Annotated in this window: 9 protein-coding genes and 5 pseudogenes; 7 read left to right on the forward strand and 7 right to left on the reverse strand. The window is 59.1% G+C overall.

Features of this window, described 5'->3' with window-relative positions; translation table 11 throughout:
* Window positions 1–64 precede the first annotated feature (64 nt).
* Together XH84_RS11135 and XH84_RS11140 are read left to right on the forward strand one after the other, a co-directional pair.
* Window positions 65–1,462 (forward strand): aromatic ring-hydroxylating dioxygenase subunit alpha, encoded by a 1,398-nt coding sequence (locus XH84_RS11135; protein ID WP_128948282.1) that lies wholly within the window; start codon window positions 65–67, stop codon window positions 1,460–1,462.
* Window positions 1,463–1,591: 129 nt separating this feature from the next.
* Window positions 1,592–2,827 carry a DUF1989 domain-containing protein gene (locus tag XH84_RS11140; protein ID WP_164937362.1) on the forward strand — a complete coding sequence of 412 codons (1,236 nt, stop codon included), beginning with the start codon at window positions 1,592–1,594 and terminating at the stop codon, window positions 2,825–2,827.
* A gap of 201 nt (window positions 2,828–3,028) precedes the next feature.
* On the opposite strand, the pseudogene XH84_RS11145 reads toward XH84_RS11140, so the two are convergent.
* A pseudogene (locus XH84_RS11145) lies at window positions 3,029–3,571 on the reverse strand (anthranilate synthase component II).
* 23 nt (window positions 3,572–3,594) lie between these two features.
* Here XH84_RS11145 and XH84_RS40700 point away from each other — a divergent pair.
* The 5 genes and pseudogenes from XH84_RS40700 to XH84_RS11165 form a co-directional block, all read left to right on the forward strand.
* Window positions 3,595–3,742 (forward strand): annotated as a pseudogene (locus XH84_RS40700) (biotin synthase BioB); the annotation flags it as partial.
* A gap of 863 nt (window positions 3,743–4,605) precedes the next feature.
* Window positions 4,606–4,830 carry a hypothetical protein gene (locus tag XH84_RS40705; protein ID WP_245471695.1) on the forward strand — a complete coding sequence of 75 codons (225 nt, stop codon included), beginning with the start codon at window positions 4,606–4,608 and terminating at the stop codon, window positions 4,828–4,830.
* Window positions 4,831–4,981: 151 nt separating this feature from the next.
* Window positions 4,982–5,584, forward strand: coding sequence for a TauD/TfdA dioxygenase family protein (locus tag XH84_RS40710; protein WP_245471696.1), 603 nt, complete (start codon window positions 4,982–4,984; stop codon window positions 5,582–5,584).
* 1,079 nt (window positions 5,585–6,663) lie between these two features.
* Window positions 6,664–7,371 carry a CoA transferase subunit A gene (locus XH84_RS11160; protein ID WP_128948284.1) on the forward strand — a complete coding sequence of 236 codons (708 nt, stop codon included), beginning with the start codon at window positions 6,664–6,666 and terminating at the stop codon, window positions 7,369–7,371.
* A gap of 15 nt (window positions 7,372–7,386) precedes the next feature.
* Window positions 7,387–8,037, forward strand: coding sequence for a CoA transferase subunit B (locus XH84_RS11165; RefSeq protein WP_128948285.1), 651 nt, complete (start codon window positions 7,387–7,389; stop codon window positions 8,035–8,037).
* Window positions 8,038–8,304: 267 nt separating this feature from the next.
* Here XH84_RS11165 and XH84_RS11170 read toward each other — a convergent pair.
* From XH84_RS11170 to tnpB, 6 genes and pseudogenes are all read right to left on the reverse strand, one after another.
* A pseudogene (locus tag XH84_RS11170) lies at window positions 8,305–9,060 on the reverse strand (IS5 family transposase).
* 324 nt (window positions 9,061–9,384) lie between these two features.
* Window positions 9,385–9,586, reverse strand: a pseudogene (locus XH84_RS11175) (IS110 family transposase); the annotation flags it as partial.
* 167 nt (window positions 9,587–9,753) lie between these two features.
* Window positions 9,754–10,977: a diaminopropionate ammonia-lyase gene (locus tag XH84_RS11180; protein WP_128948299.1), complete on the reverse strand. Its 1,224-nt coding sequence runs from the start codon at window positions 10,975–10,977 to the stop codon at window positions 9,754–9,756.
* A 289-nt stretch (window positions 10,978–11,266) separates the two neighbouring features.
* The gene (locus XH84_RS11185; RefSeq protein WP_128948286.1) at window positions 11,267–11,539 is read right to left on the reverse strand and encodes a hypothetical protein; all 273 of its coding nucleotides are present in this window, start codon (window positions 11,537–11,539) and stop codon (window positions 11,267–11,269) included.
* A 66-nt stretch (window positions 11,540–11,605) separates the two neighbouring features.
* Window positions 11,606–13,177 carry an IS66 family transposase gene (gene tnpC / locus XH84_RS11190; RefSeq protein WP_164937364.1) on the reverse strand — a complete coding sequence of 524 codons (1,572 nt, stop codon included), beginning with the start codon at window positions 13,175–13,177 and terminating at the stop codon, window positions 11,606–11,608.
* Window positions 13,178–13,312: 135 nt separating this feature from the next.
* Window positions 13,313–13,450, reverse strand: a pseudogene (gene tnpB / locus XH84_RS41855) (IS66 family insertion sequence element accessory protein TnpB); the annotation flags it as partial.
* Window positions 13,451–13,575: the final 125 nt, after the last annotated feature.

The raw sequence follows: 13,575 nt of genomic DNA on the forward strand, positions 1-13,575 counted from the left end.
TTAGCGTCGCCTGAATCAATCCGCGAGAATGCAAGCCTCTCGCAACAAATGATGGAGAGTCACCATGGAACGGACCAACCTATTGCAACGGCCGTATTCAGCCTACGACCGGAAAGAAGTGGGCCCTGACTCCGAAGTTTTGAAGGTCGGAAAAGGCACGGCTGGAGGCGAGTATCTACGCCGCTTCTGGCAGCCCTTCGCTTTCACATCGGAATTCACCGACGTTCCTATGGCGGTTCGAATTTTGAGCGAAGATCTCGTCGCCTTCAAGGACGGACAGGGCAACTACGGTCTTCTCGAGCGGCGCTGCAGTCACCGCGGTGCCTCGCTCGAATTCGGAAAGGTCCAGGAAAGAGGAATGCGATGCTGTTATCACGGCTGGCACTTCGACGTTGACGGCCGGATTCTTGATATACCAGGCGACTCGTCGGGGTTGAAGAACCGTATCTGCCAAGGCGCTTATCCCGTCCACGAATACAAGGGTTTGCTCTTCGCCTATATGGGCCCGCCGGATAAGAAACCGGCGTTTCCGCTCTACGACGTGCTTGAGCGCGAGCCCGGCACGCAATTCCGACGCAAGGACGTGGCGCCGTGCAACTGGCTGCAGATCCGCGAGAACGAAACGGACCCGATGCATATCTCGCAATTGCATTGCGGTCTGTTCGGGATCCAGTTCACTGAAGTGTTCAGCCAGATCCCGGTCGGCCTGCAGTGGTTCGAAACATCGATCGGCGTGATGTACGCAGGCACCTTCCGCTGGAAAGATAAGGTGTATGTACGCACGAATGACTTAATCATGCCCAACCTGACGCGCGTGGCAGGCATCGAGGATGCCGAAGGCGAGGTGTTTAACGATATCCGCGGCGGGTCAACGAACTGGGTCGTTCCTATAGACGATTACAATAGTATGACCATAGGCTGGCGCGATATCGAACCGGAGGTTGAAATTCCGGGCGCCGCCGCATATCTCGATCGTCAGCGCAAGGGCGGCGCCGAAGTGCTTTCCACGGCCGGCAATATCGACACCCAGACCGGCAACCGCAGTTACCAAGAGCGGCAACGTGCGCCGGGCGACTGGGATGCGTTTGTGTCTCAAGGTCCGATGACCATCCACGGCCGCGAACATCTCGTCGCCAGCGATCGTGGCGTGATAATGTTTCGCAAAATGTTAAAAGCTGGCATGGAAGCTGTGCAAGCCGGAAAAGACCCGTTTGGCGTCGTGCTTGCCGACCAGGCCAGATCGGTCATCCGCACGCATGCTCGAAACACGGTCTTGAGCATTCCCAAGGCGACGTCTGAGAGAGAAGACAAGGACGCGTGCGGCCGGGTTGCCCGGTGGTACGTCGATGCCCTCCGGGAGCACAGATTCGAGAACGACACGCAACCGTCGGCCAAGCGGCTCGATGAAATCCGTGAGCAAGCGGTGAAAGTCTTCAATGGCGAAAAGATCGCCGCGGCTTAATCAAGCGCATTGAGAGCGAGCGGAAGACAATGGCTAATCGTATCGCAGTCTCGTCGGTGCTATTCATTGCGCTTTTGCTGATGGGTGAGAGAACCATTGAGTAGCCCTATGCGGGATAATGCGCACCGCGTGAGCGTTTACGGATCGGAGGTCAACGCCGTTGCGCGACCCAGTGCCACCGTCCTTGAGACCCTCTTGTTGCAAGGAGTTGAATATCCCCATGGCTGCACCACCGGGTTTTGCGGGCTCTGCAAATCCCGCCTCCTTTCCGGCCAAGTTGAGCACCTCGACTATATGGACTCAGCTCTATCGGATGAAGAGAAGCGTGTTGGGCTTATTTTGCCGTGCTGTGCGATTTCCACTTCGGACTGCGTTATCGAGCCCGCCGTCAGCGATGTGCCATTGCCTCCGGTGGTATCACTCGAGGCAGAGATAGTGAGGATCGAGCCGGTAAGCCCAGAAGTCCGGCTCGTGCAATTGTGTTCCCCACGGCCATTTGAATTTCTCGCTGGACAATATGCATCCCTTACGTTTGACGGCCTCCCGCCGCGTGAATTCTCCATGGCGAGCGAGCCGGGGAACGCGGCGATCGATTTCTACATCAAATGCGTGCGCGGGGGAGCTGTTACCGACCAAGGACTAGCACGCGCGGTCGTAGGCGACCGCGTCACCGTGAGAGGTCCGTTCGGCACCGCGTTTCTGCGCACTGACGATGCTAGTCCGATCGTTGCGGTGGGAGGAGGGACTGGCATCGCACCAATCCTGTCGATGCTCTCGAGCGGACTTGGCAAGGGAATACGCGGCATAGCCGTTCGACTCGACAAAGCCCAGATCGTCCGTATCACCAATACCCACGGCAATCAGGTCGTCGATACCTGGGCTTTCAATGCAAGCGAGACGTCCGAGTTCATGTCGATGGAGCATACCCGAGCGTCTCTCAAGAAGCTTACGCCGTGCTGCGGCGAGTCCTTTGTCACCAACAAACGGCGACCCATTCTTACGTTGTTGTCAGACTCATCGCCCGGCATTCATGATACCTTGATTGCTGCCTGCGACCGCCATCGCTACGAGTTACTCGGCCACGTCGGCTATCATGACAACTGCACCGATAATCTCGCGGCTGCGATGCAGGCGATGGGGATGGTCTTGCCCGAAACGCCGTGTCCCCTGAACCTCTTTATGAACATTCCCGTTATTCAAGGCAATCGGCTCGATTGGTGCCCACCAGCCTCAAAGCCCGGAGATCACGTCACACTCCGGGCAGAGATGGAAGTGATCATCGTATTCTCAGCCTGCCCGATGGATTTGTTGCCCGTTAACGGCGTCGATTGCACACCAAGCGACGTAGCCGTGTCGATTGACTAGATCCGGCGTGCGTCGGCCCGCCGCTCGAGGGAGGGTGGCCCACCTTGTCAGCCAGGGACTGGTGCGACCCGCGCCTTCTTTGGCCGGATCGCGAATTCGCCGTGGAGGCAGAGTTGCTGGGTTGACGGTATTGAGTTTGGCGCTTCGGCTTCGAGCCACTGTCCCGCCATCTAATCTGCGGGAGGCGCAACCTGTTCCAATTTATGTTCTGAACTTACCTGCGAGCCGCAAGAAGTTCATAAGCAACCACGCCCCCTTGCTGAGTAATAATCGACCCTGGATGGAACTGCACGTCATACGTTGGTTGATAGCGATGAGAGAGAGACATAATTTCCCTGTCCTCTGAGCGCGACGTCACAATGAGATGCGATGCGCACAGTTCGTTGAGTTCTACAATGCGAGAATGATAGCGCCCGACGCGAAGTGGCAACGGAAGTCCCTTGAACGGCCCTTGTCCATCATGGGTCACGTAAGCGGGCCGACCGTGCATAGGGTTACGTGCACGCACCACTCGTCCGCCGAAAACGCTTCCGATGCACTGATGCCCAGGGCAGATGCCGAGGATTGGAACGAGACCCGAGAGTTGCCGTACGACAGCGTTAGATATTCCTGCCTCGATCGGAGTGCAGGGCCCCGGCGAATGACGATCGCCCTTGGATTGAGGCCAACAACATCGCTGACGCTAACTTTGTCGTTCCGGAGGATCTCCGTTGCTTCGCCAAACGTGCAAAAATAGCGCGCAATGTTGAAGACGAACGAATCATAGTCACTTCAATCCGAACTACGTCGAAGCGGCAAGCCTACTCAGTGTCAAGACTGGCGGCTGTCCAGAAGACTGCGGCTACTGTTCGCAGAGCGACCGGCTTGATGGATCGCGCCGACGTGGTTGCGGCCGCCCGGCGAGCCAAGGACGCCGAATTGCGATGCTCTTAAGCAATTCCGGAGCTCACATCGCTGCTCAGGTTGTATTTCGATAGGAATCCTGCCGCGCTATCGAGGCTGAGACGAATGTGAGTCTATAGCAGTAATCACACCAGGTCGCTCGGAAATTTGCGCTCCTGGCGTCACAGGGCGCGCCGCGGGCGCAGCTGAGAATCGGTGGCAGCTTCACCACGCTTGACCCGCACAATCTCTTCATCCGTACAGGATTGTTGGTGTCGACTCAGCTTCGCATCACGATCGCCTCAGCGATCCAGAGTCCACACCTTGCTCTACTAATCCCGGAGATCACGCTTCGGTTACTTTAAAGTGTCGTTCCCGACAAAGCGCGCTGGGCCTAGTCTAGGACCTATGAGTGGCTAGCCCCGCTCGCCCCTTACTTGCGATGGCTATCAACCTTTTCATGGCGAGGGCATAGTCGGCGTGGACTTCTGCGGAATGGCTCGTGTCATGTCGTTGACAAAGAATGACAAAGAGTATTGGGCGTAATTTGCTCGATCCAGAAAGCCAACGGTATGCGATCGCGTTGATCGAAGAGTACTTCGAGGCGTTTCGCGCGTTGATCCCACGATGGCGTCTGTTATGCCCGCGACTTGTTCGATCAACCCTAATCAGGCACATATTTTAGCGCGTGCGTCCCCCACGAACTGATCATTTCTTGTGGTCGAAAACAAAGATGGTTTCGTGTCATTGACTATACATCGATCGCTTCTACCATCTATAGCGCCCCGGCGAGGTCTATTGTTGCGATTAGTGCGTGGCGTCCGAGAATATCTCGAACATCTCCGCCGTCGCATCCGCGACCAGCGCATGGCGGAGCTTCATTGAGAATCGCGGTTATGAAAGTGATCATGAGTGATACAACAACCATTCACGATGTTATTCCGGAAGCCGACATCATCAAGCGCGCGGTCCGACTTGGTGCCGAGATCAGGAATGTGAAGCTATCGGGAGAGTTATCAGACGAGGTCATCCGCGCAATCAATGACTTGCTGTGCGAGCACAAGGTGATCTTCTTCCGTGACCAGAAAAACTTGATGCCGCCCAGCATGAGCGCTTTGTAAGGCGGCTAGGCATTCTGGCTCCGGACCGACAAGTCGGTATCGCGAAGGCGGTGCCGTCGATCTTGGGGCGGGGTTCGGGCAACAATGGTGGTCGCGCTGACAAGCGGCAGCATACAATGATCATAGTTGAGGGTTATCCGAAGATGTCCTCTTGCACAACGTAATAAATTCGCGCTGTCACGGTGGCACCGTCTGGTCGGATACGGCGGCTGCATATCAGGCGCTCCCGCTATCACTGCGCATGTTCGCCGATCAGCTCTGGGCGGTTCACAACACTGCGTATGGCTACGCGATGAAAGCGGAGCTCGCTGCGGCAGGCGAAGACCGTTTGGACGGCGTGTCTGCCAGACTGAATTCCCAGACGGAGCATCCGTTAGTTCGCGTTCAACCCGATACAGGCAAGCGCACACTCGCTATCGACGATAGCGTGCAGCGCTTCGTTGGCTTTCAGAATTGTACTAGCCAGAAGATGCTCCGCCTCTTCCAATCATACATCCTCACGCCTGAAAACACCGTGCGATGGAGCTGGATACCGGGCGACGTTGCGATCTGGGACTGTCGCGCTGCCCAGTATCACGAGGCGACGGACGTTGGCGATCGCCCTTGCGTGAAAAGGCGCGCCAGTACTGATCGCGACCTGCCACTCAGTATCGACGCCGGTCGCCGCGCCAAACACGTCGACGCGTCAACATCGCGGACGCCTAAAGCTCGCATCGCTTCCGGCACCATGCGAAGTCACAGCTCGCCATGGTGATTTAGCTCTTCTTCGGAAGCCAAGCGGCTGCGGACGGCGCGGCTCGCAAATGAACGGCGTCCCATCACTCGTTAGCCCGTTCTTCGCCCGATTGCAGCAAATCCTCGCTCTATTCTCGACGGAGGCATTCTCTATAGAGCGAACGGCTAACGGACCTAAGTACCGCTAGTGGTCGCGTCTTACGCAGAGTTGGGCTAGGCTAGCCAAAGGAAGGGTGTGCGGATAAGGCCAGGGTCGGGCCGAGTAGCGATAAGCTGGGATAGAATTCCAGGGCTGTGTGCCTTCGACTCTGATCAAGTCTTGGTTCACGACCGGCGTAGAGCGAAAGCGGCCTGCCCGCTGCGGACTTTTGGGATGAAGCAATGGCTCATCTAGCAAGATTTCTGTCGCCGGCGCGACCGCTACATTCAATGCGTAAATGAGATTCATCCCGGGCCCTGGTAAACCGGTTATCAGTCCACACCCGGCGCTGAAAATGTGGGCAGGAGTGCAAACTCAATCCGTCCGAACACTTCGTGCTGCTCGGCCAGATGCCGATTACAAAGTTGCTTTAACTTTCGGGGGGCGAGGCCCTCGTGATCAACTCCTGCGTTAAGCAAAGAAAATGCGCGGAATATATGCACATCAAAGCCAAGTCCCGGCCGACTTCCTCCTCAATCTGACGTAAAACAGCGCCCTCGCGGACAGGGCGAGGAAGGCTTTCGAACGGAATGTGCGCGCGGCAACCACTTCTTGCCAGATGCCGAGCGGGAGGAACGAAGCAATGGAGGAGCCGGATCAAGCGATGCTTCGGAAGCCTCAGCTTTCCCAGCCCGAACGGAAAGCGCAGGAGCGGATCTCGGGTCGAAGACCCTTCGCGCTCAATAGATGTTGTATGATAGGAGGCAATATGTCGGCCTCCCCGGGGCTGGTCCACGGCGGTCAATTGTGATGCGCGCCGACATCAATGCGCTGCCGCTTAGGGATGCGCGAAAATCTGCCGTATGGCTCGTCCGCTTGTGACCTTGTGTGGGAGCGCCATCGAACAAAGATCGGCTAGGCTTCCTAGCCTCCAACCCTTCCATAACGTCAGGTAATTCATGAACAAGCTCTATCCCGACGCGAGGTCGGCTCTGTCCGGCATTCTGAAAGACGGCATGATGATCATGTCGGGGGGCTTCGGCCTCTGCGGCATTGCCGAGGAGCTGTCGGACGCGATCCGCGACTCCGGCGTCAAGGGGCTTACGGTCGTCTCCAACAATGCCGGCGTCGATGGCATCGGGCTCAGCCGCCTGCTGGAGACCCGGCAGATCAAGAAGATGATCTCGTCCTATGTCGGCGAGAACAAGCTGTTCGCCCAGCAATTCCTCGCCGGCGAGCTGGAACTCGAATTCAACCCGCAGGGCACGCTGGCCGAGCGCATCCGCGCCGGCGGCGCTGGCATCCCGGCCTTCTACACCAAGACCGGCGTCGGCACGCTGATCGCCGAAGGCAAGGAAGTGAAGGAGTTCGACGGCGAGAAGTACCTGATGGAGCGCGGTCTGTTCGCCGATCTCGCCATCGTGCACGCCTGGAAGGGCGACACCGCCGGCAACCTCATCTATCGCAAGACCGCGCGCAACTTTAACCCGATGATGGCGACCGCCGCCAAGATCACGGTGGCCGAGGTCGAGCACCTGGTTCCGGCCGGCGAACTCAATCCCGACCACATCCACACGCCCGGCATCTTCGTGAAGCGCATCGTCGAGGTCGGCACGGCCAAGAAGCGCATCGAATTCCGCAACACCCGCCCGCGTACCGCCGCCTAAGCGCAGGAGACTCACATGGCCTGGACCCGTGAACAGATGGCTGCGCGCGCCGCGAAGGAATTGCGTGACGGCTACTACGTCAATCTCGGCATCGGCATCCCGACGCTGGTCTCGAACTACATCCCCGACGGCATGAACGTCTCCTTGCAGAGCGAGAACGGCATGCTCGGCATGGGCCCGTTCCCCTATGAGGGCGAGGAAGACGCCGACCTCATCAATGCCGGCAAGCAGACCGTGAGCGAGCTGCCCTCGACCTCGTATTTCTCGAGCGCGGATTCCTTCGGCATGATCCGCGGCGGCCACATGGACCTCTCGATCCTCGGCGCCATGCAGGTGGCTCAGAACGGCGATCTCGCCAACTGGATGATCCCCGGCAAGATGGTCAAGGGCATGGGCGGCGCGATGGATCTCGTCGCCGGCGTCAAGCGCGTCGTCGTGGTGATGGAGCATTCGGCCAAGGACGGCCCGAAGCTGCTGAAGCAGTGCAACCTGCCGCTGACCGGCGAGCGTGTGGTCGACATGGTCGTCACGGATCTTGCCGTCTTCACCATCGACAAGCACGGCGACGGCGGCATGGCCCTGATCGAGCTCGCCGACGGCGTCTCGCTCGACGAGGTCAAGGCCAAGACCGAAGCCGAGTTCCGCGTCGCGCTGAAGAACACCTGAGGTCTGCGAGAATGGGGCGTGCATGACGATACGGTCTGCGCGTCCGGACGACGCCCGGGTTCGCAAGATCCCGTCCGCTCCCCGACATGCGGCCGCCGACTGCGCGGCGGATTGGATATCTAGGCTGTTTGAGCCAAGACGGACTTGCTCCATGTCTGGTGTCGAAAAACTCTTGCTTCGTGCGCGTCGCCCGTGTGCCGGACCGTATCCCACCGACAGATCGCCCGCGTCAGATCTGAAGTGCCTGCGCAAGGAGCTGTTCTTTTACTAGGCTGTGGACTGAATTGATCGAAGCCAAATTCGCCCGGAAGCGAGCTGAAGGAAGCGAAGACGTCGCGCCGAGCTTGTCGTAGCGGGTGGCAAATGCGTCAAAACTACTTCAGTTTGTTGAAGAAGCGCTCACCGTGGTTGCGCTCGCGATTGATGGCCACCGCAACCTCTTCTTACGGTTGATTTGTTGGGAATGTTGGGGATCACACCCTGATCACGGATGTGGGCACAAATACGATCGGCATCGTAGCCTCTGTCGGCGATGACGACGGCGCGCGCATCGAGTCCATCGAGCAGAGCCTCGGCGTACGTCACGTCGTGGGCCTCGCCGGGGGGGTCATGAGGCGGACCGGGCGGCCTTTCGCGTCGACGCGCGCGTGGATTTTGGTGGTGAGGCCGCTTCGGCTTCGGCCCACACCAACGATCTCCACTCTTTTTTCCCCGGAAGCATGCTGATGGACCCGCACGACCGAACTGTCGATCATCTGCACCTTGCCATCCTGTGCCTTGACGACCGTATCCATCAGCCGGTCCCAGCTGCCGGCCTTGCGCCAAGCGGTTGAAGCGATTGTAAGCGGTCGTATAAGGTCCGTATCGCTCGGACAGATCGCGCCACGGCGCTCCCGCGCGCAGGATCCAGAAGATGCCGTTGAGAACGCGGCGGTTGTTGCCTGGCTTGCGACCTCGACGGTCCTCCGGGAGAAGGGGTTCGATAACACTGCACTCGAAATCCGTCAGGTCGTAGCGCATGATCCCAGCCCCGATGTTCGGTAGCTTGAATCATGGTCCGCCCTGATCCGCTAGACGATTGAGTACACGACCTCCTGTAATGGGCCCGATGATGTCAAGCCTCCCGAGTAAACGTCACGCCGCCGAGCTCATGATTCTGTTCGTTGTCAACGCCTGGCTGCCGCATCATGCTGTCAGAGGGAGCGGTGAGCCTATCTAGATACGCGTGGTTCGTCAGATGACGACCACTGGCCGTGTACGGCTTCACCGGATCCACCGTCCCGGCGACGGGACTTCGGGCACTGGGCTTCACTTCAGCCCGGTGGTGCTTGATCTCCTCCACGTCTTCTATGCCGTGATCGGCCCCGCTTCGGTCCATCGGTAAGTTGTGCCCTCGACCCAGATCCGATGCAGGATCACTGCCAGCTTACGTGCCAGAGCGACTTTTGCGCGCTTCGAACCTCGCCGCTTGGCGACGTCCATCACCCAGCGCTTGAGTTTTGAGAACCGCGTTGATGCGCGATAGCAGAACGTTGGCAGCCTCATACAAGACCGCCGTTTCATCATCTATCGGGGGACAGCCACCATCATCACCCCGTGCTCGGAGCAGGGCCGATTACGGCATCTAGTCCGGGTGGAATGCGCGTTCGGCCACTATCGGGGTGAACAGGCTGGCTAATGTGCCTGTGACAATCATTATCAGCCAGCCAGTTCGCTTCACCCCGTCGACATGTTCTTGCGCAACTTCAGATTCTTCGCGGACACGTGCGCTGGCGTAAAACCGACCAGCTGTTCGTAAAGGCGAGGATCGGTCGCACCCTCGGTGTTGATCAAGAATACCCGTGCATCGGCTCTAAGACCAATTTTGGCACGCACGTCTGGATCGGAAGCAGCCTTCAGTAACGCTGCGAGACCAACACCACCGCTTTCGCCTGCGACAACTGCCAGATCGCCATCCGTCGGATTTGCCAGACGTTTCATCGCGTTGATTGCGTCCTCGTCGTCGACGGTCATGAAAGCGTCTGCTGCACGTGAAAGTACACGCCAAGCGATAAGCGAAGGCTCGTAGCATTCGAGCATTGCCATCACGGTCGATTGCGCATGAGCCACCTTCACAGGATGCCCGACTCGTGCGCTTTCAAAGAGACACGCTGCACGCGAGGGATCGACAACAGTGAAAAAAGGACGGTCATGACCTAGCAACACCGAGAGGTGTCCGGCAACAGCAGCGGCAATTCCACCTACGCCCGACTGAACGAAGACATGAGTGGGACGTTCAGGCAACTGACGCAGGGCTTCGCTGAGTAGGGGAGTATACCTCTGCATTACCAGGCCTGGGATGCGCACGTAGCCGGGCCACGAGGTGTCAGATACCAACGTCCAACCCTGTTCCGCCGCAACCCGGGTTGCCTCGGCAACCGAGTCGTCATAGTTGCCCTCGACACGAAGTATCTGCGCGCCAAAGCGGGCAATGGCGGCGATGCGCTCGCGACTCACGCCCGAATGAACGAAGATGGCGCACTGTGCACCGACTAGTTGGGCGCCGTAAGCAACTGATCGGCCATGGTTGCCATCCGTAGCGCAACAGATCGTCATACCTGCTGCCACAGCTTTCACTTCAGGCGTGTGCAACTCGGACACGCCCACATCGCGGCTGAACTGCCGACTTGCTTCCTCGAGCAATATTCGGATCACAGCATAAGAACCCCCCAACGCTTTGAAACTGCCCAAGTCGAGACGACGGCCTTCATCCTTCACATGGATCGAACTAACTCCGATCTCACCAGCAAGGCCCGTTAAGGAGATGAGAGGAGTTTCCTTGTGGCCATCGCGATATCCGAGAAATCGTTCGACCTCCCGAGCGGCCGCGACGCTCAAATTGTCGGCGTCCGACGCATCCAGGGGACCCCGGTAGTTGGTGTGCTGGTTGAGGAGAAGCATGTTTTGGCTTGTCACTTGTTTGATGCTCTGTGTGGACAACCTGATCGCAAAGTTCAAACGTTCCGATCGTTTATGCAAGACCCACTCAAGGTTTGGAGTATTTGGGCCGAAAGTCAGCCAAAAAAATAAGCATTAGAGCAGATTAGAGCGCACAGCGCCGGTTGCACGAGCCAGTTCACTGATCCAGATGGTCGCTAAACGTACGCATCCGGCGACTACCCCAGTTGATCGATAGGCCGTAACGGCGACCGTGCTGCCCGAAGATCAACCGGCGAACTGGCACGCAGCGTTACTGTTGTTCGGCGAGTTCGGCGTAGCGAACTTCCAACATCAGCGGACCACCCGCCGCCCGCAGTTCGTCGGGAGCAACGAAGATAGGCTTCAGTCCTGCTTCGTCATCAAGCTTTTTGCCACGAATGTTGTAGCCGATCTCTCCCTGCCGAGCGGATGGCAAAACAGCTTTGACGCGCGCAAAGCCGTTGTCGGCGTCATTGCGAAGGAAGATCTCGCCAGAACGGAGTTCAGGGTGACGGTCGTTAGATCCCATGCCGATTGCGCTCATGAGAGACCTCTCTATGCTGCTGCGCACAGTATTCCCTTCAATTACGGTCTGTCGAGATCATTTCACTCAAGCCGCGCGGACGATACCCTGAAGCCGCCAATTCCACGGCAAGAGTTCGTGGATACGCTTGGCGGGATGGTCCGGCAGGCGCGCCAGCACGTCGGCAAGCCAAGCCTGCGGGTCGATGTCATTGAGCTTGGCGGTGGCGATGAGGCTGTAGATGGCAGCCGCACGCCGGCCGCCCTCATCGGACCCGGCGAAGGTCCAATTTTTTCGCCCCACGGCGACGGCCCGTAGCTCACGTTCAGCAGCATTGTTCGACATGCAAAGCCGTCCGTCATCAAGGAAGCGGCTAAATGCATCCCAGCGGCTGAGACAGTAATTGATCGCTTTGGTCGTGTCGTTGTTCCTGGAGAGCTTGGCGCGCTGCTCGCGCAACCACGCCTCCAGCTCGACGATCAGGTGGCGGCTACGCTCCTGACGCACACGCAGGCGCTCCTGCGCAGCAAGACCGTTGATCTCACGTTCGATAGCGAACAGGACATCGATGCGCTTGACCGCCTCGGCCGCGATCGGCGCCTTGGTGAGCCGCGCGAGATCGAAGAACTTACGCCTGCCATGCGCCCAGCATGCGGCTTCGATGATCGGGCCGCCCTTGCGATTGGCCTCGTAGAGCCTGCCGAACCCGGCATAGGCGTCGGCCTGCATCAGTCCGGTATAGCCCGCCAGATGCTGCTCCGGATGCGCACCGCCGCGATCGGGTGAGTAGAAGAACACGGCCGCCGGCGGATCTGGGCCGGCAAACGGACCGTCGTCGCGCACGTAGGTCCAGAGCCGGCCGGTCCGGGTCTTGCCCTTGGCCAGGACCGGCACCGTGGTGTCATCCGCGTGGATGCGCTCGGCTGCGAAGACGTGGCTCCGGATCACATCTACCAGGGGCATCAGGGTTGCCGCGGAGGCACCTACCCAGTCCGCGAGCGTCGATACGTCGAGATCGATGCCTTCACGCTGGTAGAGGTCGCTCTGACGATGAAGCGGCAGGTGCAGGCCGTACTTGGCGAACAGGATATGAGCCAGCAGCTTGGGCCCTGCACGCCCGCGCGCAATCGGATGCGAGGGAGCCGGCGGCTGGCTGATCGCTTCGCAGGCCCGGCAGACGTGCTTCTCGCGCACGTGCTGGATCACCTTCCACTGGCGCGGAACGAGCTCCAGCGTCTCGGTCACGTCCTCACCAATCTTGCGCAACCGGCTGTCGCCGCAGCATGGGCAGGTGGCCGGCACCGGATAGACAATGCGCTCCCGTGGCAAATGCTCCGGCAGCGGCCGGCGGGCTGGCTTGCGGCGCTCGAACGATGGCACCGCAATCTTCTCGGCTGCCATCTGCGCCGCGGTCTCAGCTTGCGCCGCGTTCTCCTCCAGGTCGGCGAGCTGTAGCTCGAGCTGGTCCAGCAATGCGCCTCGCTCGGAGGACTGTCCGAACTGCTCGTGCCGGAGCTTCTTGATCGTGAGTTTGAGCTTCTCGATCAGCAAGGTCCCCGCCTGGGCCTCGGCTTCCGCGGCCATCCGGGCCGCTCGTTCGGCGCGCAGCATCGCCTGCAGCGTGGTCACATCGTCGGGAAGAGAATCATCAGCGCCCATCGCCGACCAGAGAATCACAAGACGCGATCTCTGTCCGAACCGCTGATCGTGCCACCGATTCAAATCCCAGCGATCAGCCAGCCGCCTGCGGTCGCCAGGTATGTTGCGGCATCCGCCAGTCGGGGCTGGGGTGATTGTCACCACGCCATCAGCCGACGACGGCCACAGGAAGCGGCCGCGCTCGAGCCGCTTGGCATAAAGCGACATGCCCAGTCCATCGTACCAAAGGATCTTGATCAGCTTGCCGCTTTTGCCACGGAACACATAGAGGTCGCCGCCGAGCGGTTATGCTGCGTGCAACATAACCGCTCTTATGTGTCGGACGAGATTATGTGGCGGAGGCGCCCTAACGCCAGCCAGGGCCGGCCACGGCTGGATTCCTCCGCCACATAATATTT

This window comes from Bradyrhizobium nanningense, from assembly GCF_004114535.1.
Taxonomy (GTDB): domain Bacteria; phylum Pseudomonadota; class Alphaproteobacteria; order Rhizobiales; family Xanthobacteraceae; genus Bradyrhizobium; species Bradyrhizobium nanningense.

Coding starts and splice junctions, on each gene's coding strand:
- XH84_RS11185 (WP_128948286.1), bottom strand. CDS start 11,539: ATGAGCGCAATCGGCATGGGATCTAACGACCGTCACCCTGAACTCCGT.
- tnpC (WP_164937364.1), bottom strand. CDS start 13,177: ATGGGCGCTGATGATTCTCTTCCCGACGATGTGACCACGCTGCAGGCG.
- XH84_RS11180 (WP_128948299.1), bottom strand. CDS start 10,977: ATGCTTCTCCTCAACCAGCACACCAACTACCGGGGTCCCCTGGATGCG.
- XH84_RS11165 (WP_128948285.1), top strand. CDS start 7,387: ATGGCCTGGACCCGTGAACAGATGGCTGCGCGCGCCGCGAAGGAATTG.
- XH84_RS11160 (WP_128948284.1), top strand. CDS start 6,664: ATGAACAAGCTCTATCCCGACGCGAGGTCGGCTCTGTCCGGCATTCTG.
- XH84_RS40705 (WP_245471695.1), top strand. CDS start 4,606: ATGAAAGTGATCATGAGTGATACAACAACCATTCACGATGTTATTCCG.
- XH84_RS11135 (WP_128948282.1), top strand. CDS start 65: ATGGAACGGACCAACCTATTGCAACGGCCGTATTCAGCCTACGACCGG.